General features: G+C 47.8%; 15 protein-coding genes. 4 read left to right on the top strand and 11 right to left on the bottom strand.

Annotated features, from left to right (window positions below; genetic code table 11):
• Nucleotides 1-11: 11 nt before the first annotated feature.
• From pstB to asnA, 4 genes are all read right to left on the bottom strand, one after another.
• On the bottom strand, nucleotides 12-830 hold the full coding sequence (gene pstB / locus KGF88_RS00760; protein ID WP_153826171.1) for a phosphate ABC transporter ATP-binding protein PstB: 819 nt from the start codon (nucleotides 828-830) through the stop codon (nucleotides 12-14).
• Nucleotides 831-874: 44 nt separating this feature from the next.
• The gene (gene pstA, locus KGF88_RS00755) at nucleotides 875-2,530 is read right to left on the bottom strand and encodes a phosphate ABC transporter permease PstA (protein WP_153826172.1); all 1,656 of its coding nucleotides are present in this window, start codon (nucleotides 2,528-2,530) and stop codon (nucleotides 875-877) included.
• A 14-nt stretch (nucleotides 2,531-2,544) separates the two neighbouring features.
• Complete coding sequence (locus KGF88_RS00750; protein WP_153826173.1) at nucleotides 2,545-4,788, bottom strand: ABC transporter permease subunit; 2,244 nt, start codon at nucleotides 4,786-4,788, stop codon at nucleotides 2,545-2,547.
• A gap of 107 nt (nucleotides 4,789-4,895) precedes the next feature.
• Nucleotides 4,896-5,885: an aspartate--ammonia ligase gene (asnA, locus tag KGF88_RS00745; RefSeq protein WP_153826174.1), complete on the bottom strand. Its 990-nt coding sequence runs from the start codon at nucleotides 5,883-5,885 to the stop codon at nucleotides 4,896-4,898.
• A gap of 185 nt (nucleotides 5,886-6,070) precedes the next feature.
• Between asnA and asnC the strand changes: the two genes are divergently transcribed.
• Nucleotides 6,071-6,517: a transcriptional regulator AsnC gene (asnC, locus tag KGF88_RS00740; protein WP_110076112.1), complete on the top strand. Its 447-nt coding sequence runs from the start codon at nucleotides 6,071-6,073 to the stop codon at nucleotides 6,515-6,517.
• Nucleotides 6,518-6,582: 65 nt separating this feature from the next.
• On the opposite strand, the gene KGF88_RS00735 is transcribed toward asnC, so the two are convergent.
• The 4 genes from KGF88_RS00735 to KGF88_RS00720 all read right to left on the bottom strand — a co-directional run bounded on the left by KGF88_RS00735 (nucleotide 6,583) and on the right by KGF88_RS00720 (nucleotide 10,925).
• Nucleotides 6,583-7,536 (bottom strand): PstS family phosphate ABC transporter substrate-binding protein, encoded by a 954-nt coding sequence (locus tag KGF88_RS00735; protein ID WP_416380898.1) that lies wholly within the window; start codon nucleotides 7,534-7,536, stop codon nucleotides 6,583-6,585.
• 137 nt (nucleotides 7,537-7,673) lie between these two features.
• Nucleotides 7,674-8,975, bottom strand: a complete 1,302-nt coding sequence (gene phoR, locus KGF88_RS00730) for a phosphate regulon sensor histidine kinase PhoR (protein WP_153826176.1) — start codon at nucleotides 8,973-8,975, stop codon at nucleotides 7,674-7,676.
• Nucleotides 8,976-9,003: 28 nt separating this feature from the next.
• Nucleotides 9,004-9,690, bottom strand: a complete 687-nt coding sequence (phoB, locus tag KGF88_RS00725) for a phosphate regulon transcriptional regulator PhoB (protein WP_110076109.1) — start codon at nucleotides 9,688-9,690, stop codon at nucleotides 9,004-9,006.
• Nucleotides 9,691-9,779: 89 nt separating this feature from the next.
• Entirely contained in the window at nucleotides 9,780-10,925 is a 1,146-nt protein-coding gene (locus KGF88_RS00720) for an endonuclease/exonuclease/phosphatase family protein (RefSeq protein ID WP_153826177.1), read from the bottom strand.
• 276 nt (nucleotides 10,926-11,201) lie between these two features.
• Here KGF88_RS00720 and KGF88_RS00715 point away from each other — a divergent pair, with 276 nt between their 5' ends.
• From KGF88_RS00715 to tadA, 3 genes are all read left to right on the top strand, one after another.
• The gene (locus KGF88_RS00715) at nucleotides 11,202-14,447 is read left to right on the top strand and encodes a TonB-dependent receptor (RefSeq protein WP_153826178.1); all 3,246 of its coding nucleotides are present in this window, start codon (nucleotides 11,202-11,204) and stop codon (nucleotides 14,445-14,447) included.
• Nucleotides 14,448-14,594: 147 nt separating this feature from the next.
• Complete coding sequence (locus tag KGF88_RS00710; protein WP_153826179.1) at nucleotides 14,595-17,714, top strand: TonB-dependent receptor; 3,120 nt, start codon at nucleotides 14,595-14,597, stop codon at nucleotides 17,712-17,714.
• Between the two features lie 94 nt (nucleotides 17,715-17,808).
• On the top strand, nucleotides 17,809-18,327 hold the full coding sequence (gene tadA / locus KGF88_RS00705) for a tRNA adenosine(34) deaminase TadA (protein WP_153826180.1): 519 nt from the start codon (nucleotides 17,809-17,811) through the stop codon (nucleotides 18,325-18,327).
• Nucleotides 18,328-18,384: 57 nt separating this feature from the next.
• Here tadA and purL read toward each other — a convergent pair whose 3' ends face one another.
• The 3 genes from purL to guaA all read right to left on the bottom strand — a co-directional run bounded on the left by purL (nucleotide 18,385) and on the right by guaA (nucleotide 25,416).
• Nucleotides 18,385-22,284 carry a phosphoribosylformylglycinamidine synthase gene (gene purL / locus KGF88_RS00700; protein ID WP_162014551.1) on the bottom strand — a complete coding sequence of 1,300 codons (3,900 nt, stop codon included), beginning with the start codon at nucleotides 22,282-22,284 and terminating at the stop codon, nucleotides 18,385-18,387.
• 147 nt (nucleotides 22,285-22,431) lie between these two features.
• A complete protein-coding gene (gene mltF, locus KGF88_RS00695) occupies nucleotides 22,432-23,835 on the bottom strand; it encodes a membrane-bound lytic murein transglycosylase MltF (protein WP_153826181.1) in 1,404 nt (467 codons plus the stop codon).
• 6 nt (nucleotides 23,836-23,841) lie between these two features.
• Nucleotides 23,842-25,416 carry a glutamine-hydrolyzing GMP synthase gene (gene guaA, locus KGF88_RS00690; RefSeq protein WP_153826182.1) on the bottom strand — a complete coding sequence of 525 codons (1,575 nt, stop codon included), beginning with the start codon at nucleotides 25,414-25,416 and terminating at the stop codon, nucleotides 23,842-23,844.
• Nucleotides 25,417-25,418 lie beyond the last annotated feature (2 nt).

The raw sequence follows: 25,418 nt of genomic DNA, 5'->3' as shown, positions 1-25,418 counted from the left end.
GCTGCTCCTAATTAACCGTAACGTCCAGTGATGTAATCTTCCGTTTGTTTTTTCTGTGGGGTCGTGAACAAGGTGTTGGTATCAGCATATTCAATTAACTTACCCATGTACATAAAGGCAGTTTGATCAGACACCCGTGCCGCTTGTTGCATATTGTGAGTAACAATCACCACCGTAAACTGCTCTTTAAGCTCGGTAATAAGCTCTTCAATCGTGAGCGTAGAAATAGGATCTAGGGCTGAGGTTGGCTCGTCCAACAACAACACTTCTGGCTCTATGGCAATCGCGCGAGCAATCACTAAACGTTGTTGCTGACCGCCTGATAAGCCGAACGCTGATTCGTTCAAACGATCCTTCACTTCATCCCAGAGCGCCGCTCCTTTTAGCGAACGCTCTACCACTTCATCTAAACGGCGACGATCGTTCACCCCTTGTAGGCGCATCCCGTAAACCACGTTTTCATAAATAGATTTAGGAAACGGATTCGGGCGCTGGAACACCATGCCAACTTGGCGGCGCAAAGCTGCAACATCGACATTTTTAGCGTAGATGTTTTGCTCGTGGAGGCGAATTTCACCACTCACTTTACAAATTTCAACGAGATCGTTCATCCGATTGATACAACGCAACAGCGTTGACTTACCGCAACCTGACGGCCCGATAAAAGCAGTCACACGGTTTTTCGGGATCTTCATTGAAATATCATACAAAGCCTGAGCTTCGCCGTAGTGCAAATTTAAATTCTGAATTTCTAAAGCAGTATCTGCAGCACTCAAATTAGCTAAATCTAACGAGCCTGCTTGGGTATTGGTCGGAGTTACCGAAATCATAATATCAACCTTCTGCGCTTAAATTTTATGGCTACAAACACTAATTAGTGCTCAAGCGAACGATATTTTTCACGTAAGTGGTTACGCACACTGATAGCGGTCAAATTGAGACCGACAATCACAGTCACCAATAAAAATGAGGTTGCATAAACCAGCGGTCGCGCCGCTTCTACGTTTGGACTTTGGAAGCCAACATCATAAATGTGGAAGCCTAAGTGCATAAATTTTCTGTCTAAATGAAAATACGGGAAGTTTCCATCAACGGGCAACATTGGCGCTGATTTTACTACCCCTACTAACATCAATGGCGCGACTTCACCGGCCGCTCGCGCTACCGCCAAAATTAAGCCGGTCATGATCGCTGGCGATGCCATCGGTAAAATGATGCGCCACAAGGTCTCTGCCTTGGTGGCTCCAAGGGCCAAACTACCCTCACGCAAGGTACTAGGAATACGTGATAAACCTTCTTCGGTAGAAACGATGACCACAGGTAGCGTCAAAATAGCCAAGGTAATAGCAGACCACATCACCCCTGGAGTACCAAAAGTGGGGCTAGGCAAGGCCTCTGGATAAAAGATTTGGTCTAGTGAACCACCCACCATGTATACAAAGAAGCCTAAGCCGAATACGCCATACACAATCGAAGGCACACCCGCCAAGTTGATCACGGCGATACGAATCAAACGCGTAATAGCATTTTTGCCCGCGTACTCGTGCAAATAAACCGCTGCGATAACGCCAAACGGGGTCACAATCACCGACATTAATAGCACCATAAATACGGTACCAAAAATAGCTGGAAAGACGCCGCCTTCGGTATTGGCTTCACGTGGATCTTCAGTAATAAATTTACCGATCTGAGTAAAGAAGTGCGCTACTTTTGCAAACCATCCCATATCGTTGGGGAAAGTCGCATCCAGCACCCGATACATAGGGATGGTCACTTCTTCACCGCGCATGTCGCGCATCACTACGCTATCGCGGCTTGCTTGATCACGATAAGCAAAGAGTTGCTGCTCCAGTTCCTGATACGCCGCTCGCTGGGCTTCTTCGGCTGCTGCTATGCGCTGTTCTTCAGCTGCGGTTAACTGGCCTTCGAGTTCTAACGCTCGACGTTCTAAGCGTAATCGGTTCAACTCATAGTTGATGGCACCAATCTCGCCTTGCTGTAAATCAGCAGCTTGCTCATTTAACGCAACCGCTCGTTCAATTCGCTCGAACAATACCGTACGAATGGATTCAGCTGTGGCTACTGATTGGCCATTTTCAATAACATCAACCACATAACCATAGAAGTTGCCATCTTTTGAACGCTCAATCACGGCTAAATCGCTAGGCGTCTCGTTACGAATAATTTGAGGTTCCATCACCCACATAAAATCAAGGGAGACAAACTCACGATTACCTACTTTAAACAGCAATCGCTCTAACGTATCTTCCTGATAGCCATCTAGCGCCACGCCTGATTCTTGCAAACGCTCCAGACTCACCTCTTCACGGTCGTAGATTTCACCAATGATGACCCGCTTCGAGCCGTCATTGGCTTGCACTTCTACTTCATGAATGGCCGCTGGCCAAAAGAAGCTAAGCCCACGCCACGCAATCAATGCAAGCAAACCTAAGACCGCAATTAAGCTCACACTTACTGCACCAGCGGTGAGCCAAATGTAGGGTTTTCCTGATTTAAACCAAGTATTCATGGAAATCCTCATACTTACATTGAACTGTATTTATCGCGTAACCGCTGGCGCACGAGCTCTGCCACCGTGTTAAACGCGAAGGTGAAAATGAATAACACAAATGCCGCCAAGAATAAGATGCGATAGTGCGAACTACCTACTTCAGACTCTGGCATTTCTACCGCAATGTTGGCCGACAAGGTGCGCATTCCTTCAAAGATGTTCCAATCCATGATGGGCGTGTTACCGGTTGCCATTAACACAATCATGGTTTCACCTACTGCGCGTCCTAAGCCCATCATGACCGCCGAGAAAATACCTGGGCTGGCAGTTAACAACACGACTTTGGTGAGGGTTTGCCAGGTGGTTGCACCTAGGGCTAACGAACCATTAGACAGGTGCTTAGGAACACTGAACACCGCATCTTCGGCAATCGAGAAAATCGTTGGAATCACAGCAAAGCCCATGGCGATACCCACAACAAGCGAGTTGCGCTGATCAAACGTGATGCCTAACTCGTTGGTGATGTATTGGCGCACGTTACCACCAAACAAGGTGGACTCTATCCATGGCGATAATTCAAATGATAACCAACCAGCTAAGAGCACCACCGGAATCAGCACTAAGGCAGCACTGCCATCGGTAAACTTGCTGCGCCATGCTTTAGGTAAGTTGGAGCTGATTAACGCCATTAAAATAATCGATGTAGGAATTAAAATCAGGGTCGCCACAATACCCGGCAAATAAGTCTCAATGAGCGGCGCTAGCCATAACCCTGCTAAGAAGCCCAAGATAACCGTGGGTAACGCTTCCATGATTTCAACCGTGGGCTTCACTACTTTGCGCACCCCAGGCGACATAAAATAGGCGGTGTAGACGGCGGCTGCTAAACCAATAGGTACGGCAAATAACATCGCATAGGCAGCGGCTTTGATGGTACCGAAAGAAATAGGAACCAAGCTAAACTTAGGCTCAAAGTCATCTGAGCCTGAGGTGGATTGCCACACATACTGCGGCTCTGGGTAACCTTCGTACCACACCTCTTGCCAGACTCCGCTCCAACTCACCTCAGGGTGCTCGTTATCGAGTTTAAAGCTGTGCAGTTGGTTGCCACTTTGCATCAGCAAGGTGTTTGCTCGAGGATCTATCACCAGCTGTTCAGCATGCAACTGTTCTGGTTTTGCTAAATAAAGGTCCGCTTGCGAGGTGGTATGGAAGACGCCAACTTGTCCCTCGCTATTGAGCGCATAAAAAGTACGACGATAATACTCAGCAACCAAACCGGTAATAGCACTATTGCCGGCCTTAAATTCGCGAATGTATTGATACTGACGTCCATTTTCTCCAGCCACTTCAAACCACTGGGTAATTAACCCCTGGTCATGGCCAAATAACACAGAACTAGCACCAGCTAGTAACTGCATGCTGGTGATAGCACCGTAACGCCGTTTATCAACATTGAGCACTTGACGCTCACTCACGCTACCAGTGCGCGACACATCATAAACCGCAAAACGGTTGCCTTGGCGCACAAATACTTGGCGCAAATCGGGCGTTACCACCAGGTTATCTACGTTACCTGTGGTTGGTAATTCACTCACTTTTGCTTTTAACTCTACTGCCCCCGTCAAGAAGCTCTTGGTGGCTTGTAAGTAATTAACGACCACTACATTATCTGAGGTGACCGCTGCAAACAGCGATGAATCGCCGTCGTACTCATAGGCAATTTGCTGTAGCTGCCGCCCTTGCGGATCTACCTGATACAACTCACCGTCATTGGCAAAATCAACGACCGGAGTGGTTAAGCGACGGCCATTATTGAATTGGGTACGAAATTTCGGCTCGATGACGCGAGCCTTGCCATCGGCAACAGCGTAGACGTAACGCTTATTCTGTGGCTGTGTTGCCGCAAAGGCGGTGGGCTGCTCCGCCACCTGCTGCTGCAACAACACTTGCCCTGGCTGCCAATCAGTACCTGGTTTTTGCTTTAACGCAAAGAAGCTCAAGCCGCCCAGGTTATCAAAGCGATAGCCTATTTCAGATTGTTCTTCCATGCCCATTGCCACGGTTTCGCCTTGGCCAGGAATTGCAAAAGACTGCTGTTGTTCTATATCAACCCCACGGAAAATGGGCTCGACTACATACAAGAGATAAAAGAAAATTAGGAGAAGTGCGATTAACACCAAGCCGCCACCAAAGGTTACCCCCCAGCGTGCTGCTCGGTCTTTAAATAAACGCACATTACTGGCTCCCAACTGTCCGCGTGGTGATGCCGCCATTGCTGCCTCGTTGATTTAGGTTAACTACCATTTTTATCTACGACATAGTATAGACGGCTTCTATGACAGTTATGTTACAGCGCTGTCATATAACTGACACTTTTCTGTCATGCAGCCTGGGTACCGCATAACGGCAGCAGTTCAATAGCTGGAGCCTGCACCGCACTGATATGATGCTGCTGTAAAATCCACATGGCTACGCGAGAACGTCCGATACCGCCGCCAATGGACAAGGGTAAAGCACCTTGCAACAGTTGTTGATGCCAAGCCTGCTGCGCATACTCTTCACAACTGTGCAGGCTTAACTGCTGCTGCAACGCGCTAGCATCCACCCGTATTCCCATCGATGATAATTCTAACGCATCATCTAGCTGTGGATGCCACACCAATAAATCACCGTTAAGCCCAGCCAAGCCTTGGCTATCTTTGGCGACCGTACTCCAGTCATCGTAATCTGGAGCGCGCTTATCATGCTGACTACCATCACCTAAAGTGGTGCCTATTCCCATAATAAACACCACCTGATGTTGCTGCGTGATAGCTCGCTCGCGGGCCTTCGGTGCTAACTGCGGATAGGCTTGGCGGAGCTGCTCTGCATGAATGAACGTGACCTGTTCGGGCAGACTTATCGGGCTGGGTGCAAACGCCTGATGCGCCTTGCGTAACACCTGATAGATGTGTTGCACACACTGCTGTAAATAAGCAACACAACGCTGCTGTGGCAGGATCACCTGCTCCCAATCCCATTGTTCGACCAACACTGAATGCCGCGCTGTCAGCGCCTCTTCGTCCGGCCTTAAGGCCTTCATATCAGCTAGGATGCCGGTACCAACCGGGCACTCGAGTAGCGCTAACACACTACGCTTCCATTTGGCTAGGGAGTGCACTACCTCGTAATCTTGCTGTTGCGCTTTCACAAAGACCCGCACCGGCTGCTCAATCCCACTGAGGTTATCTTGCAAGCCAGAGCCACTAGCAACCATCAGCGGCGCCTGCACTTCAGTTAAACTTAAGCTTTGCGCCAATGCAGTTGTGATAGAGGCATATAGCTTAGCAATTTGCTGTTGTAATTTGAGTTGTTCTGAATATCCGGTCATTTTATTTATCCTAGTTACATTAACCCTTCGGCTAAGTATGAGAGAGGTAAACAATAATCACCACAAAACTCACAAAGCTCAATAGCCTTTAATCAAAGTTGCATTAGGTGATAGATAGCATTGATTAAAAGCCATTTTTAATAGATATTATCTAATATTGCATACTTTAACTAAGAGCCAAATAAATGATCGACAATTTAGACAAAGACATCTTGCGTACTTTGCAACAGAACGCCAAAACCAGTTATGCGGAAATCGCTAAGCAGCAACAGGTGAGCCCTGCAACGGTGCACGTACGCGTTGAAAAAATGCGCCAAGCCGGCATTATTAGTGGCACTCACGTGCATGTTAATGCCAAACAGTTGGGCTTTGATGTTTGTTGCTTTATTGGTATTAATTTAGCTAAAGCAGGCGATTACCCAAGCGCATTAAAGCAATTACAGGCTTTACCGGAGGTGGTGGAAGCGCACTACACCACAGGCCAATACAGTATTTTTATTAAAGTGATGGTGCCATCCATCAGCGAACTGCAAGATTTATTGATCAATAAAATTCAGGCCATCGCGGAAGTTCAAGCCACTGAAACGTTAATCTCTCTGCAGCAACCCATCATGCGTAACCTTTCCATTTAAAAGGGAGTTTTGTTACGGACATAAAAAAATCCCCCAGCCTTGGCTGAGGGATTTTTGGGCAATGCTTAATTTAAGCCTAAACGCTCAAGTTCTTGCTCTACCACCACACGTGGTACTGGAATGTACCCGTCTTTATCAACGATTTCTTGGCCTTGCTTAGATAGAACCATTTTTAAGAATTCGGCGGTTGCTGGGTCAAGCGGCTTGTTTGGATGCTTGTTGACATAAACATACAAGAAGCGTGCTAACGGATATTTACCGGCTAATGCATTTTCAGTGGTTGCATCCACATATTCGCTGCCTTCTTCAACAGCTAAAGGCACCGTTTTAACACCAGAGGTCATGTAACCAATACCTGAGTAGCCAATGGCATTAAGCGATGTTGATACCGATTGTACTACCGACGCAGAACCTGGTTGCTCATTAACGTTATTGCGGAAGTCGCCATCACATAAGGCAACCTCTTTGAAGTAGCCGTAGGTTCCCGATACTGAGTTACGACCGTAAATTTGCAAATCACGGTTCACCCAGCTGCCAGTTAAACCTAGGTCGCCCCAACGGCGAACTTCTTCGTTGGCACCACATAAACGAGTGCTTGAGAAAATCGCATCAACTTGAGCAATAGTTAAACCTTCAATCGGGTTATCTTTGTGCGCAAACACCGCTAGCGCATCGATAGCAACGCGCACTGGGGTTGGCTTGTAGCCATGACGTTTTTCAAAGGCCTCGATTTCTTTCGCCTTCATAGCACGGCTCATAGGGCCAAAGTTTGAAGTACCTTCAGTCAGCGCTGGTGGTGCAGTAGAAGATCCGGCCGCTTGAATTTGCATGTTTACATTAGGGTACATGCGCTTAAACTCTTCCGACCAAAAGGTCATCATGTTCGCCAACGTATCTGACCCTACCGATGATAAGTTGCCTGATAGGCCACTTACTTTTTCATATTCAGGCAGATTATCTGTGGCTTTTTGTGCGTAAGCTCCAGCACTCACTACAGCGCTAAGGCTGAGGGCAATCATTGCAGATTTAAGCTTCATAATAACTCCGAGAGTTGTCTTGTATTCATCATAGTCGACCTAAGTCAGACTCGTTTATTGAGTTCATACCGGAGAGTTTAAGTCGTCAATGTGACAGTTTAATGACAAGTATGACGAAATTATGATGATTTTATGACAAGCTCTTCTGAAATCCGAAACCAGAACTTAGACCCTCGCCCTAGCTGCGAATCTATTTGAAGCTTACTGTGATGATGCTCAAGCACTTGCTGCACTATGGCTAAACCTAGCCCTGAACCACCCTTTTTGCTATTACGATCTTTGTCTACTCGATAAAAGCGCTCGGTTAAACGCGGGATATGTTCACCACCAATCCCAGGACCATTATCAGTAACACTAAACTCCATGCTGTTAGCCACTGGCTGCCAACGCACTTTGATGTGCCCGCCCGGTGGGGTGTAATGAATAGCATTGGTGACTAGATTGGCAAAGGCGCTGCGCATCTCATCATCAATGCCAAACATGCTCACCTCTGCGATATCAAATTCGATGCTGTGCTGCTTGTCTTGATTAAGACGTTCGGCATCGAGTTTTAGCTGCCGAAAAATGGCTGGAACATCCACTTTGCGCTCAAAAATATCCGTCCGATGAACATCTAAGCGCGACATCGATAACAATTGGTCAACTAGGTTGCGCATGCGCGTACTTTGCGCGTCCATGTCTCGTACAGCTTTACTAAGCATGGCTGGCGGCATTGCCTCTGGTTGCTCAAGCATCTCGAGATAACCTTGCAATACGGTCAGTGGCGTTTTTAGTTCGTGCGATACGTTTGCGACAAATTCTTTACGCATCTGTTCTAAGCGCTTAATTTGAGTTACATCGCGCGCCATCAGTAAGTACTGATCATCACTGTACGGCATGATGCGAACTTCTAACTCAACTTCTTCACGAACAGGCGAGGCAAGGTGCATATCTTCGTTGAACTTGCCTGCTTGCAAATAAGCAACAAACTCAGGATGACGAATTAAGTTAGGTAAACGGATACCGGTATCGGCCGGCCATTTCAGGCCGAAATAGAATTGCGCTAACTTGTTACACCAAATGAGGCTACCATCTTTACGAAACACTATAGCAGCATCGGGTATGGCTTCTGAGGCTTCACGAAAACGGCGCAGTAACCTAGCGAGGGCGCGGCGGCGTTGCTGACTACGACGCTGGGTTCGATAAATGCCATCGTAGATATAGCTCCAGCTGCCGGGAGCATTTGGCGGTAACAAGGTGCGTCGATGCCACAGCCAATCCACCAATTTGTATTGATAATAATAATGCCAAGCCACCAGCATAAACAAAGCGATGGCCATCAATGGCCAAAACACATCAAACAACGCACCAACGACCGCTAACGGCAGCACATACCACAGTAAGCCCCGTAGAATAAAGAAAACCGAGTAGCGTCTATCCATTGGTGCGCATCCGCTTGTTTATCGCTGTTTAGTTTTTTGAAAACCGATAACCGACGCCCCGTACGGTTTGAATGAGGCGATCATGACCATGCAATTCTAACGCTTTGCGCAAACGTCGTATATGCACATCAACGGTTCTGTCTTCGACATAAACGTTGGTGCCCCACACATGGTCTAGCAGTTGCTCACGGCTATAAACCCGTTCTGGATGAGTCATAAAAAAGTGCAGTAATTTAAACTCGGTGGGGCCCATTTCTAAACGGTCATTAAAAGCACTCACGCGATGCGATACTGGGTCTAACTTCAAATGTTCTACCTCGAGCGGCTCATCTAACGCAGTTGGCGCGACACGGCGGAACACCGCCCGCATGCGGGCCATTAACTCTTTTGGCGAGAAAGGTTTAGTCATGTAGTCATCGGCACCCACCTCTAACCCACGTACTTTATCTTCTTCTTCGCCTCGTGCCGTTAGCATGATGATCGGGATCGAGCGGGTAAAATCATCGCCTTTTAGCTTTTTCGCTAACTGAATACCAGACCCACCAGGAATCATCCAATCCAGCAAAATCATATCAGGGAAGGGCTCAACCACTTTTTCTAGGGCTGTTTGGTAGTCACCCGCCTCCACAGCTTGATAGCCGTGCTGCTCCATGACGAAGCTCAGCATCTCGCGAATCGGAGCTTCATCTTCAACAATCAGTATCTTTCTAGACATGTGCGTTACCTGTTATTTTCCAACAGCGCCAATTATTCAGATACTTTATGACACTTTTATGAAAATGCTGCAAATAGATGACATTTATTTCATTCTGCGGCAATAAGTTGCAGATCCACCCAAACTAATCGATGGTCTGAAGAGCGTTGCCGTTCACTCACTAAATCTGCCTTGGGTTGTCCTACTGTCGGCCAAAACACGCCACTTTGAATTACCCGCGTACCGTAAACTGATGGCAGCACGTAATCAGCGCGCTTACGCCATCCGGCCGTATGAGTTGCGGCATGAGGATTGTTCGGGGTGTGAGCGCTGCCGCCAGCACTGGTTGGCGTGGGCTCTGCTTGAACCGCCGGGTGCTGCAACAGCTGCGCAATAGTGCCAGGATAATTATCGGTGCTCTCCACTGACGCATTTAAATCGCCCGCTACCACAAACCGCTGTTGTGGAGCTAAACCGCCGCTGCGACCCTGATCGTCGTAGATGTAATCACTGAGGTGCGGCTGGAGGTAATCAGCCCAGAATCTGATTTCGTCATGATTGCGACGGCCGTTTCGATCTTCAGGCCCGTCGAACACCGGCGGCGTAGGATGGCTCACCAATAGGTGCAACGCAAAATCACCGACCATAACCGGCACATCCCAATGAGACTTCGAGCTTAACGGAAACTCTTGCCAAGCTTCGGCTGGGTACCAAGATTCTTGAGTTCCGGGTTTAAGCGGCTGCAGCGCGCCCGGCATATCCTTCCATTTGAAATTGCGAAACGTACGAATCGCATCATCCGCAAGAGGATACTTTGACAGCACCACCATCCCGTATTGTCCTGGATAATTGCCATACGCCCAAGCATCGTTGCCTACACCGCTAGCATGGCCATCTTGATCCAAGTCAAAGGGGCTTGGTTCACCGGTATTCACTGGGGCAATGAAATAGTATGGATAATCGATCGGAGACTCACCACGCTGGCTATGCGCCAGATAGTCTTTTAAGAATACCTCTATGCCTTGCTCAGCTGGCACATAGTCAAATTCATTGAGTACCAAAATATCAGGCCGAACATGTTGAATGATCTCGGCTATTGCTTGAATTTGTGGATGTTGGGCAGCAAGCGCATGGGTTAATGCACCGGCCCCTTCCGCGACCAATTTGTCGTTCGGTAGATAATTGGAAGCATCCATACTGACATTGAAGGTTGCCACGCGTAAGCTTACCGGTTCAACAGGTTCTGGTTTGGCCATATCACATCCGGTCAAAACTACTGCAAATGCCGCTATAACAGGCACTAAGATTGACTTTTTCACTTGATGATTTCCGTTAGTGGGAGAACTGAGACAAATAAAAACAATAAAGGTTCTAATTTAACGATGCAATTGAAAAGAAAATTGCGTAAAATATTGTCACATTTTTGACATATCTGCGTGCTATAAATGCGCACGAATGTCATTAAGGCGTCAAAACAAGCGGTTATGCCTTAACTCGATTTTTATTAAAAGCAACCAACCCAGGAAATAAAGATGAGTACATCTATGCGATTAACACGCACCGCCAGTGCTATCGCCGTTGCATTGGGCTTAGTCTCAGCAACTGCTATTGCACAAGATACCTCTGCAGCAATGCGTGGTTCTATTGTCGGTCCACAAGGTGCTGGCGCAGCCAACACCAAAGTAGTAATCGAACACATGCCTTCAGGCAGTCGTTTAGAAGTAACGACTGACGAATCAGGTTCATTTATTGCCAGTGGTCTGCGTGTTGGCGGTCCTTACCGTGTAACCTTAGACTCAGACGTATACCGTGACGCCACCTACGAAGAAGTTTACCTGAAATTAGGCGAAACTTACCGTTTGAATGCGCAACTTGAGACTCAAGCTGCTGAGCGTATCAGCGTTACTGGTCGCGCCATCAACTATGCTTCAATGAACAACGGTTCTTCAAGCTCGTTTGGTCAAGAACAAATTGAATCACTGCCTACTTACGGCCGTGACTTAAAAGAAATCGTTCGTTTGAACCCATTAGCCACTCAGCTTGGCGACGGCGACCAATTAGTTGTTGCTGGTAACAACCCAAAATACAACTCAATCACTATCGACGGTATCGGCCAGAACGATGATTTCGGTTTGAACAACAACGGTTACCCAACCCAAGGTTCACCTATTTCAATCGACGCTATTGCACAAATTAACGTTGATGTGATGCCGTTTAGCGCAAAAGAAAGCAACTTTACTGGTGCTAAAGTTAACGCGGTAACCAAATCTGGTACCAACGAATTAAAAGGTTCCGTATTCGTTCAGTACACTAGCGATTCTTTAGCTGGTAACCCTAGCGAATCTATTTATGAGCCAGGCTCTGGCGTACCAAACGTAGATTATGATGAGAAAACCTACGGTATCGGTATCGGCGGTCCAATCATCGAAGACACCTTATTCTTCTACGCTAACTACGAAAAATCGAGCGAATCAGAAAGCCCGTATCGTGGTCCTATCGGCTCAAATGCATCTAACATTGCCAATGTATCTCAAGAAGCTTTAGAAGAAGTTTTATCTATCGCTCGTGACGTATACGGCTTAACCGATAGCCAACTTGGCGACTGGAACATGCCAGCTGAAGAAGACGACGAAAAATTGTTGTTGAAATTAGACTGGAACATCAGCAATGAGCACCGTGCAGCCTTTACTTATCAGGCTACCAAAGGTAACTCAATTCGTGGCCATTACGGTAGCGATAGCTCATTAGCTTTATCTTCTAGCTGGTACAACAACGAGCAAACCTTAAATGCTTACGCGTTGCAGCTGTACTCAAACTGGAGCTCTAACTTCTCAACTGACATGAAATTGTCGTACAAAGATGTTGAAGCTTTGCAAGAGCCAATGAACGGCCGCACCATGGGTTCTGTTACTGTCCAAGTAGATGGCGACCGTAACGAAATCACTTTTGGTCCTGACTACTCACGCCACGCTAACTATGGTGAAAACAGCACCCTAGAATTGCAATTAAACGGTGAATACTTAATTGGCGACCACGCGTTGTCATTTGGTTACCAGTACTCTTCTACTGATATCTACAACTTGTTCGTACAGAACGCGTTGGGTTCATGGGAATTCTGGAGCCTAGATAACTTCCGTAACAAAACTGCTAACCGTTTCTATTACGCGGGCAGCTTAACCGGTGACGTAAACGACGCTGCTGCTGACTTTACTCAAGGTTATCAAGCGCTATACCTGCAAGACACTTGGGCTCCTACTTGGGATCTTGAGTTAACGTTTGGTGTGCGTTACGAGCGTATTTTCGCAAAAGATAAGCCAACTTATAACCCATTGTTCGCTGAGCGTTATGGCTTCGCCAACACTGAAAACTTAGACGGTAAAGACTTAATTTTGCCGCGCTTTGGTTTCAAATACCAAGCAGCTGACGATATCAAAGTACGTGGTGGCTTCGGTCGTTACGGCGGTGGTCGTCCAAACGTATGGGTATCCAACTCGTATACCAACAGCGGTATGGCATTCTCGCAGTTCAATACCAGCAGTTTGCCATCTTCGGTTTACAGCAACAACGTAGACCCAACGACTGTTCCTGAGTTAGTACAACAATCATTAACTCAAGACGGTTACGTAAATGCTATCGATCCAAACTTCGAGTTACCAACCGACTGGCGCGCCAGCTTAGCAGTTGATTTCGAAAGCTTCGATATCCCATTCATGGGAGAAGAGTGGTTTGCGAGTGCAGAATACATCTACAGCCGTCGTAAAGATGACGTGCAGTGGGTAGATTTAGCGCGTCGTCAATTACTTGACGAAAACGGTAACCCGGTAACTACTGCTGACGGCGGCCGTCCAATTTATGTTGTTGACGATCCATTAGATGACCACGAACCAATGGCTCCAGGCGATGATAACGGCGTTGAGCGTTATGACCTGATGTTGACCAATGGTGACGGTGGTAACAGCCGTATCTTTACTGCAACTCTTGGTAAAGCTTGGGACAACGGTTTAAGCTTACGTACTAGCTACACCAACCAAGACGTACAAGAAGCAGTAGCAGGTAGTTCAAGCACTGCGGTATCTAACTTCCGTTACCCAGTTGCTATCGACCCGAACAATGTTGAAGCCGGTACTGCATCGTACATGGTTGAACACCGTTTGATGGCCGATATCACCTACAAAACTGAATTGTTCAGTGGCTACACCTCTACCTTTGGCTTGTTCTGGGAACGTTACTCAGGTCGTCCATGGGGTTATGTGCTAGACACTTTCCGCTTCAACAAGTTTGGTGACCAATCAACCTTCGAAAGTACTGCTCGTTACTTGCCGTACATTCCAACAGGTGCCGATGACCCGAACGTGGTATACACCGGCGGTTTAGACTATGACACTTTTGCTGGTTACTTAGCAGAAACTGGTCTTGACCAATATGCTGGCGGTTACGCTCCACGTAACACCCGTCGTGCTCCGTGGACCACCAACCTAGACTTTAAATTCTCGCAAGAGATTCCAGGTTTTGTTGACGGCCATAAGGGCGAGTTCTACATCAACGTTCGTAACCTGATTGCTCTGTTCGATAAAGATGCAGGCCAAAAGCACGTCTTACCTTACGGTGATAACGCGCGTCAAATCGCCTCTGTTAATATCGACGATCAAGGCCGTTACGTTTATGGTCAGCCATATAACAGTGGCGACGGCTGGGACGTATTGAACCAATCGCCTACCCGTTATGAGCCTACTCGCTCATCATGGCAGGCCAAGATTGGTGTTCGCTATCGTTTCTAATTTAGCAATACAGAAGCCCTCGCAGCAATGCGGGGGCTTTTTTTAAACGACAAAGTCATCAATTTGTCATAGTTATTACCTACACTTCGCAACCCAACTTTTTTATTGATAAAACTGTTTGTTTAACACAACTAGGGAAACAACATCATGTTCAATAGTAAACCCAGCCGTATAGCCGCCGCAGTTGCCTTGGCTATCGGGATTTCCTCAGCGGCCATTGCGCAAGAAACTACATCAAGTATTCGTGGTGTGGTAACGAGCGAAGCAACCGGACAAGCTATCGCCAATGCAACGGTAACGTTAAAGGATGAACGCACCGGTACTACTAGTACACTTTCAGCTAACGACAATGGATTGTTCTCTGCCCGCGGCCTTGCCGTAGGTGGTCCATACACGTTAACTGTGACCGATGCGATGGGTAACAGCGAGGTTATTGAGAACGTCTTCTTAACCTTGGGCGAGACCGAAAACTTAAGCGTGGCAGTGCCGCAGCAGTCCGTAGAACGTATTGCTGTAACGGGTTCGCAACTCACTACGACTTCTGGTACTAATGGTCCAACTGCAACCTTCAGCCTAGCTGATTTGCAAAGCGCTCCTACAGTAAACCGTGATATCAAAGATATTGTACGTAATGACCCGCGTATCTATATCAACGAAACCAACGCACGTGACATTCAGTGCGCCGGTGCTAACCCGCGTTTCAACAGCTTGACTGTTGACGGCGTGCGCATGAACGATAACTTTGGTTTGAATTCAAGCGGTTACCCTACCGAGCGGATGCCTTTCTCTTATGATGCTATTGAGCAGGTAGCAGTAGAGTTAGCTCCTTTTAACGTGCAATACGGTGGTTTTACTGCGTGTAACATCAACGCCGTAACCAAATCAGGTGAAAACGAGCTATTTGGTAGCGTTTTCTTTGATTACACCAACGACAGCCTGCAAGGCGATAAGCTTGAAGGTGACTCGATTAACGTGGGTGCTTTCAACGAACGTCGTTACGGTTTCAACGGTGGTGGCGCGTTAATTGATGATAAACTTTTCGCCTTCATTGCTTATGAAAAACTAGAAGGCGCTGATACGTTCGATCGCGGCCCAGAAGATGGCTCTGCAGCCACGCCAGTACTAGGCGTTACGCAAGCAGATCTTGACCGAATTGCTAACATCGCCCGTGATGTTTACGGCTTCGAGCCAGGCGGTTTCCCAGCTAGCATTCCAGTAGAAGACGAGAAGTTCTTAGCGAAATTAGACTGGTACATTAATGACCAGCATCGTGCGGCCTTTACCTACAACTACAACGATGGTTACTCTATCGCTGAGTCTGACGGTGATGACAACGAACTAGAATTCTCTAACCACTACTATGAGCGCGGTTCTAAATTCACTTCTTATGTAGCACAGTTGTACTCAGACTGGACCTACAACTTCTCTACCGAAATTCGTGCTGGTTACTCTGAGTTAGACGCTCGCGTTGACCCACTTGGCGGTACTGAAGTAGGTGAAGTTCAAATTAGCCACAATGGCAACACCATTTATCTTGGTGCTGACGATTCTCGTCATGCCAACAAGTTGTACTACGACACAACTTTCTTCAAAGTTGCTGGTACTTACTTGTATGAAGATCATACTTTCACCTTCGGTTATGAGCGCGAAAGTTACGATGTGTACAACTTGTTTATTCAAGAAGCACAAGGTGAGTTCCGGTTTGCCTCTATCGATGCCTTTGAAGCTGGTACTCCTAGCCGCGTGATCTATGAAAACGCCGCTGGTAGTAACGATCCAAATGATGGTGCTGGTCAATTCAAGTACTCAGTAAACACCTTGTATGCACAAGATGAATACTACTTTATCGACCAAGATTTAACCTTAACTGCTGGTTTACGTTATGACTGGTACACCACCAGTGATGAGCCAGCGCTGAACGCTAACTTCCAAAGCACTTATGGCTACGCCAACACCGCTACCTTAGACGGTGAAGGTTTAGTACAGCCGCGCTTAGGCGTGAACTGGGTAGTAAGCCCAGAGCTTGAAGTACGTGGTGGTATTGGTTTGTATTCTGGCGGTAACCCGAACGTTTGGTTGTCTAACAACTACTCAAACAACGGCGTGAGCTTGTACGAATCAAACCTGTTCTTAAATGGTGGCAGCCTGTTTGATATCCCTCACACTGGCTCTGGTAATCCATTAATCGACATTCCACAGTCCATGTATGACGAAGTAGCAAACGCTGCTGGTGTTGGCCCGGTTAACGCATTAGATCCTAACTTTGAATTACCTAAAGAATGGAAATATGCCATTGGTGCCACCTACGCCTTTGATAACGGCTATGTTTTCATGGCTGACTTGTTGCACACTGAAAAAGACAATGCTGCAATCATCAAAGACTTACGCCGTACGCAAGTGGATACAGCTCCAGACGGTCGTCCAATCTATGCTGGTTCAGGCTCTGATGCCTTCTTGTTAACCAACGTTGATGGTGACTCTGGTAAGCAAACCTCATTGTCATTGGCGGTAAGCAAATCCCATGACTTTGGTTTAGACTGGACCTTGGCTTACGCTTGGAACAAAGCTGAAGACGTTAACCCAATGACCAGCTCGGTAGCTTACTCAAACTACACCAACGTAGCGGCTGCTGATTTACAAAACCCAGGCGTGGCAACTTCTAACTACGAAATTCCACACCGCTTTACTTTCCGTGCTACCTACACCACTGAGTGGTTAGATGGTTACGATACTAAGTTCAGCTTATTCGGTAGCGCTAACAAAGGTCGTCCGTACAGCTACACTATGAACGGTAACGTGTTCGGTGATATCACTAGCTCTGCTCGTGCATTGTTATACGTACCAACTGGTTTAACTGACCCGAATGCAATCTTTGCTGCTGGCTTTGATACTGACAAATTCTTTGCCTTTATCGAAGAAGCTGGCTTAGACAAGTACGCTGGTGGTATTGCACCTCGTAACGAGTTCTACAGCAGCTGGTGGCACAAAGTTGACTTCAAATTCGAACAAGACCTACCTGGTTTTGCCGATGGTCACAAATCAAGCCTGTACTTTGTGGTTGATAACTTAACTAACCTGTTAAACGATGATTGGGGCGTGTTGTATGAAGCAAGCTTCCCTCGTTCAATTGGCGTAGCTAACGTATCAATTAACGACCAAAACCAATATGTATTTGAGTCATTGAGCTCACGTATTGACGGCGTACAAGGTCGTTCAGGTGCACCATCATTGTGGAGCATCCGTTTAGGCTTTAAATACGATTTCTAAGCCTAATAACGCTATAGTTGAAACAAGCCCTCGCATCTGCGGGGGCTTTTTTTTATGATAGACCATCATTTTACAACGAAGCGTCTTTCTATCTATGCTCGACTCCAACCAACAGCACCAGCATTTTATGCAACGTGCACGCCAACTAGCCGAGCAGGCTCAAGCCTTGGGTGAAGTCCCCGTGGGGGCTGTCTTAGTACAACAAGGTGAAATCATCGGTGAAGGCTTTAACCGAGTGATTCATTTGCACGATCCATCCGCCCATGCAGAAGTGATGGCGATTCGCGCAGCTGGTCAAAAACTAAATAATTATCGCCTGGTAGACACGACTTTATATGTGACCCTAGAGCCCTGCGCAATGTGTGCTGGGCTGATCACTCATGCCCGCATCAAAACTCTCGTGTTTGGCGCCAGCGATCCGCGTACAGGCGCAACGGGTAGCGCCATCCAAGTAGTAAACCACAGCAGTATGAATCATCAGGTTGAGGTTATAGGTGGTGTACTAGCAGATAGCTGTGCGCAGCAATTAAAGGATTTTTTTAAACAACGCCGCGCGCAACAAGCGGCTGAGAAATTACACCGATCCAATAACGAAAAACCCGAGACCAAGTAAGCGTCTACAGCTGCTTACATGATCTCGGGTTTTGCTGGTGTCCTACGCAGGACTATCTTAGCCTAGATAGACCCGAGCATTACGGAACATACGCATCCACGGGCTATCTTCACCCCATTCTTCCGGATGCCAGCTATTAGCCACAGTTCGGAATACCCGCTCTGGATGCGGCATCATAATAGACACTCGACCATCGCTGGTAGTTAACCCGGTGATCCCTGCTGGGGTTCCATTGGGGTTAGCCGGATAGCTGCTAGCAACTTGGCCCTTATTATTAATGTAGCGCAAGGTCACTAATTGCTGTTGCTGTACTAACTCTAGGTTGTTGCCACTAAATTCAGCCCGCCCTTCACCATGAGATACCGCAATTGGCATTTTCGAGCCAGCCATACCAGAGAAGAACAACGAGTCATTAGGCTGCACTTCAACCAAGCTAAAACGCGCTTCAAACCGCTCTGAACGGTTCGTAACAAAACGTGGCCAAGCTTCTGCACCAGGAATCAGTTCTTTCAGATTGGATAACATCTGACAGCCATTACACACCCCTAGCGCGAACGTGCGTTGGCGTTCAAAGAAAGCACTGAACTCATCGCGGGCACGGCCATTAAATAAAATCGACTTCGCCCAACCCTCGCCAGCACCTAGTACGTCACCGTAGGAGAAACCGCCACAAGCAGCTAAACCATCAAACTTATCTAAGCTGATGCGACCGCTTAAAATGTCACTCATGTGCACATCAATCGCAGCAAAGCCGGCACGATCGAAAGCTGCGGCCATTTCCATGTGCGAGTTCACCCCTTGCTCACGCAAAATAGCCACCACAGGATCACGCCCTGTATTGATGTACGGAGCCGCAATATCCTCAGCCACATCAAACGTCAGTTCGGCAAACAAACCAGGATCATTGAGGTTTTGCTTAGCTTCAAACTCTTCGTCAGCGCACTCTGGGTTATCTCGTAAACGCTGCATCTGATGGGTAGTTTCTGCCCACACAGCACGGTAGTGACTACGCAAATGAGACAGCACTTCTTGTCCATTGCGATTAAATCGCACCACATCTTCGCGCACAGGCTGACCGATAACCTTCACACAATCAGCTAACCCATGTTCAGCAAATACTGCCTGCACTGCCGGCAAGTCCTCAACAGTTACCTGAATGACAGCGCCTAATTCTTCGCTAAAGAGTGCCGCAAGATCGTCTGTACCAACCTCATCAAGTGCTACTTCAACCCCACAATGACCAGCAAAGGCCATTTCTGCCACCGTCACAAACAAACCACCATCAGAGCGATCATGATAGGCCAGTAATTGCTTGTTGTGCACCAGTTGTTGGATGGCGTTGAAGAAGCCTTTCAGCAAGGCGGCGTCATCCACGTCAGGCGTGACATCACCTAACTGACGATAAACTTGGGCTAACGCTGAACCACCCAGACGGTTTTGTCCTTGCCCCAAATCAATCAAGACTAATTTAGAGTCGCCTTTATCCATCCGCAGCTGCGGGGTCAGCGTACGACGCACATCACGTACGCGACCAAAGGCTGTAATGACAAGGCTCAGCGGTGCGGTTACTGCTTGTTCATTACCGGCACTATCCTGCCAGCGAGTCTTCATCGACATCGAATCTTTACCCACCGGAATGGTGATTCCAAGCGCTGGACAAAGTTCTTCACCGACCGCTTTGACTGCTTCATAGAGACCAGCATCTTCGCCTGGGTGACCAGCAGCAGCCATCCAGTTTGCCGATAATTTTACAAAACTTAAATCGCCGATATCAGCGGCAGCAAGGTTAGTTAAAGCCTCGCCCACGGCCATCCGTGCAGAAGCGCCGTAGTTTAATAACGCCAGTGGTGTGCGTTCCCCCATGGCCATAGCTTCACCAGCATAGGTATCGTAGCTAGCAGCAGTTACCGCCACATCGGCTACAGGTATTTGCCATGGTCCCACCATTTGGTCACGCGCAACCAAACCAGTCACAGACCGATCACCAATGGTAATCAAGAAGGTTTTCTCTGCAATCGCTGGCAATCGTAACAAGCGCTTGGCGGCGTCGTTAAGCTTGATTGAGCTGGTTTCAAGCGCTTGTCCCTGAACTTGCGCTGAACTTACGTCACGATGCATTTTCGGTGGTTTACCAAGTAGCACGTTCAGTGGCAAATCAATGGGCTTATTCGCAAATACCGGATCTGTCATGGTTAGATGTTGCGCTTCAGTGGCTTCACCAATCACTGCGAATGGTGCCCGCTCACGCTGACAAATCTGTTCAAAAACATCCATATGTTCTGGTGCAATAGCCATCACGTAGCGTTCTTGCGATTCGTTACACCAAATCTCGAGCGGCGACATACCTGGCTCATCGTTGGGCACTTTGCGTAAGTCAAAAATACCACCACGGCCACCATCACCCACCAGCTCTGGCATGGCATTCGACAAACCACCAGCGCCCACATCGTGAATAAATGCAATGGGGTTCTTGTCGCCCAGTTGCCAGCAACGGTCAATCACTTCTTGGCAGCGCCGCTCCATTTCTGGGTTATCACGCTGAACCGAAGCAAAGTCGAGATCTTCAGTCGAGGTACCTGATGCCATCGATGATGCCGCACCACCACCTAAACCGATATTCATGGCCGGGCCGCCTAATACCACAAGCTTGGCGCCGACCGGAATCTCACCCTTCTCAACGTGTTGCTCGCGAATATTCCCCATACCGCCGGCAATCATAATAGGCTTATGATAACCACGGATTTCTTCGCCGTTGTGGCTGGTTACTTTTTCTTCATAGGTACGGAAATAACCTGTTAAAGCTGGGCGGCCAAATTCATTATTAAATGCAGCGCCACCTAACGGCCCTTCGAGCATAATATCCAGTGCGGTAACAATCCGTTCTGGTTTACCAAAGTCTTCTTCCCATGGCTGTTCAAAGCCTGGAATACGCAGGTTAGATACGGTAAAGCCAACCAAACCGGCTTTAGGTTTAGAGCCGCGCCCCGTTGCACCTTCGTCACGAATCTCGCCCCCAGACCCCGTGGCGGCACCCGGATAAGGTGAAATGGCAGTAGGATGGTTGTGAGTTTCCACCTTCATTAAAATATGAATAGGCTCATGGAAATAGCTGTATTCGCCTGCGGCGGCGCTGCCGGCTGGGTATGGGTAAAAACGACCGGCTTCTGACCCTACCATCACCGCAGCATTGTCTTTGTATGCCGACAATACGTTTTCAGGGTGCGTTTCGTAGGTATTCTTAATCATTTTGAACAATGATTTAAGCTGCTGCTCACCATCAATAGTCCAGTCAGCATTAAAGATTTTATGACGACAATGTTCAGAGTTTGCTTGTGCAAACATATAGAGTTCTATGTCGTTTGGATTGCGCTTTAACGCGCTAAAATTTTCAAACAAATAATCAATTTCATCATCCGCAAGCGCTAGCCCCATGGTCACGTTGGCTTGTGCAAGGGCTGCTCGACCACCAGCTAAAATATCAATACTTTGCAGTGGAGCCGGCTCGGCATGTTCGAATAAGATGCTTGCTTGCTGCAATTCTGCCAACACCATTTCGGTCATACGATCATGCAACAAAGCGGCTGCCTGAGCTAATTGCTCAACACTCAGCTCACCACTGAGGTAGTAGGCAATACCGCGTTCGATGCGCTTAATTTGGGTCAACCCACAGTTATGCGCAATGTCCGTTGCTTTTGAAGACCAAGGTGAGATAGTTCCTTGGCGTGGCACCACCACTTGTAAGCTACCCTCAGGCAAGTGCTGCGCCATCGAAGGGCCATAACTGAGTAATTTCCCCAATACCTCACGCGACGCATCGTCGAGCGCTTGGGCTACATCTACAAAATGCATGAACTCTGCATAAACTTCAGTAACCGGAAGCTCAGCAGCCTGTAATCGTTGCAATAGCTTTTCGGTACGAAATTCTGACAAGGCCGGAGCGCCACGTACTATTTCCACAGATCTCTCTCCAAATTATCGAGGGTCAATTATCAGTTTTCTCACACAACCGGAACCACTTTTGGCGGCGCTCCAGTTGTAATCGATGACGTTTTCTTAGCAAAGCACGGCGTCTTTCAGGCGACACCAACCGACGGTTTCTACGCATTAGTTCATCTCGTCACCACTACCTTGCGGAAGCAGAATTTGCATGGGTTTGGCTGGAATGCGTCCACGACTATCAAGCCAAATCAAGGTATCATAATAACGACGGATGTTTCCTACATACCGCACCGGTTCATCACCTCGAGCAAAACCATACTTGGTTTGTCGGTAATATTTTTTCTGTCGTAATAAAGGTAGACGTTTTCTCACATCTATCCAGCGATCAGGATCGGCGCCCTGCTGCTGAGTCAAAATCCGTGCGTCTTCAAGATGGCCAAAGCCAATATTATAGGCAGCCAACGCAAACCAAATGCGGTCAGGATGTTGAATACGGGCCGGAATTCGCTGCAGCATTCGCTCAAAATAGCGTGCTCCGCCACGAATGCTTTGCTCTGGGTTAAGTCTACTGGTTACGCCCATAGCCTTAGCCGTAGGCAGGGTCAGCATCATCATGCCGCGAACCCCAGTTGGCGACAAAGCACGCGGGTTCCAATGGCTTTCTTGGTAGCTGATAGCGGCCAATAAACGCCAATCGAGACTACCTGCATGGCGTTCAAACATCTCGCGGTAACGCGGTAAGGTAGTTTCTACTGCTTGAATAAACAAACTAGCATCCACGTAATTAAAGTTAGCAACATGGCCAAAATGCTGGTCCATCAACTGTGCCAACTGGCCTGACGCACGCAGTTCACCAAAAAAATCAATCACTTCAGCATAAAGAGAGCCATCCACCTGGGATGCTAGCATCCAGCCCACATCAACTCGATCTCGTACCGTAAAGGCCACGCTTAGATTGGGGTAATAACGACGTTGGATATCAAGTGTATTGCTGTCCGCGATGGTAAAGTCGATCTCACCTAACATGACGCGGCGCAGAAGCTCTTGGGTGTCTTGATCATCCGTGGCGCGCCATTTCAGCTCAGGATAATCACTACTAATACTTTGCAGCCAATCGTGGTGACTACTGTTAGCCACCACCACCAGTTCACCATCTAGCTCGGTTAAACTGCGCGGCCGATCACGCGAGCCTTGTTTATAAATGACTCGCTGGCTTACCTCAAGGTAAGGAGGGCCAAAACGAAACAGTTGGTCGCGTTGAGGAGTACGATCTAACCCAGCTGCCAACAGGTCTACTTCGTTGTTAGCCAGTAAATCGAGTAAGTTTTTGACGTTATAGCGCGGCACCATTTCTAGGGCTACGCCGAGTTCATCAGCAAATTGCTGCGCCAAGGCCGCTTCAATGCCTGCTTCGCCATTGGCATCAAGGTAATAGGTTGAGGGCCCCATCAAGGTCCCTACCTTTAATACGCCACGGGCTTTGATTTGCTCTAGCTGACTGGGCTCTGGAGCTGGCGTACAGCCAACTATCAATAACAACCAGCAACAGCTAAGCAGAACTCGCAGCATCTTAGCCTATTCCCACTCGATGGTAGCTGGCGGCTTGCCGGAAATATCGTATACCACCCGTGAGATACCATCAATTTCGTTAATAATACGATTAGATACGGTTTCTAACAGCGTGTATGGCAAGTGTGCCCAACGTGCGGTCATAAAATCTATCGTTTCTACGGCGCGTAGTGCAATCACCCAATCGTATTTTCGAGCATCACCCATAACGCCAACTGAACGTACCGGTAAGAAGACCGCAAAAGCTTGGCTTACTTCATGGTACAAACCAGCTTTGCGTAATTCTGAAATAAAGATGTGGTCAGCACGACGCAACAAGTCGCAATATTCTTTCTTAACTTCAGCCAAGACCCTTACGCCCAAGCCTGGTCCTGGGAAGGGGTGACGATAAAGCATGTCATATGGCAACCCTAACTCAAGACCAATTTTACGCACTTCGTCTTTGAATAATTCACGTAATGGCTCCACCAAGCTCAGCTTCATATCGGCCGGCAAACCACCTACGTTATGGTGAGATTTAATCACATGGGCTTTACCCGTTTTCGAGCCAGCCGATTCAATCACATCCGGATAAATCGTACCTTGGGCTAAGAAAGATACGTCTTTAATTAGACTCGCCTGTTCATCAAATATTTCAACGAACACACGACCAATAATTTTACGTTTAGCCTCGGGCTCTTGCTCACCAGCAAGGGCATCTAAGAAACGATTTTCGGCAGCAACATGAATAATATTTAGACCATAGTGGTCACCAAACATTTCCATAACTTGCTCTGCTTCTTGCCAGCGTAACAGACCGTTATCAACGAAGACGCAGGTTAACTGGTCACCAATGGCACGGTGCAACAGCATGGCAGTAACCGAACTATCTACCCCACCGGATAAGCCCAACACCACCTTTCCGGTTCCTACTTGGGCGCGGATTCGAGCAACTGCATCATCAATAATGTGTGCCGGCGTCCAGTTTTGTTCACACTCGCAGATTTCTACCACAAAGTGCTCTAGCATCCGCATCCCTTGGCGCGTATGAGTTACTTCAGGGTGGAACTGCACACCATAAAAATCGCGGGTGTCATCGGCCATAGCCGCAATCGGGCAGGTTGGTGTTTGCGCCACAAGGGTAAAACCCGGTGGCATTTCAATCACTTTATCACCGTGGCTCATCCAGACGTCAATGCTAGGATTGCCGCTTTCGTGAACGCTATCTTCAATGTGATGAAACAGTGGACAGGGCGCAATACGTTCTACTTGCGCATAGCCAAATTCACGCTCACTAGAGCCTTGCACTTGACCACCTAACTGGGCCGCCATGGTTTGCATGCCATAACAGATACCAAATACCGGCACCCCAGCGTTAAACACGTAATCAGGTGCGCGCGGAGAGTCAGCTGCAGTGACAGATTCGGGCCCCCCTGACAAGATAATACCGTTCGGCTTAAACTCGCGGATATCAGCTTCGCTCACATCCCAAGCCCAAAGTTCACAATAGACACCTAGTTCACGTATACGGCGAGCAATCAGCTGAGTGTACTGCGAACCAAAATCTAAAATTAATATTTTATGCGCATGAATATCTTGCATGA

It is taken from the genome of Idiomarina loihiensis (assembly GCF_024584785.1).
In the GTDB taxonomy this organism is placed as follows: Bacteria; Pseudomonadota; Gammaproteobacteria; order Enterobacterales; family Alteromonadaceae; genus Pseudidiomarina; species Pseudidiomarina fusca.
Note: the sequence above shows the minus strand (reverse complement) of the source record. Positions and strands in the feature narration are given on the sequence as shown.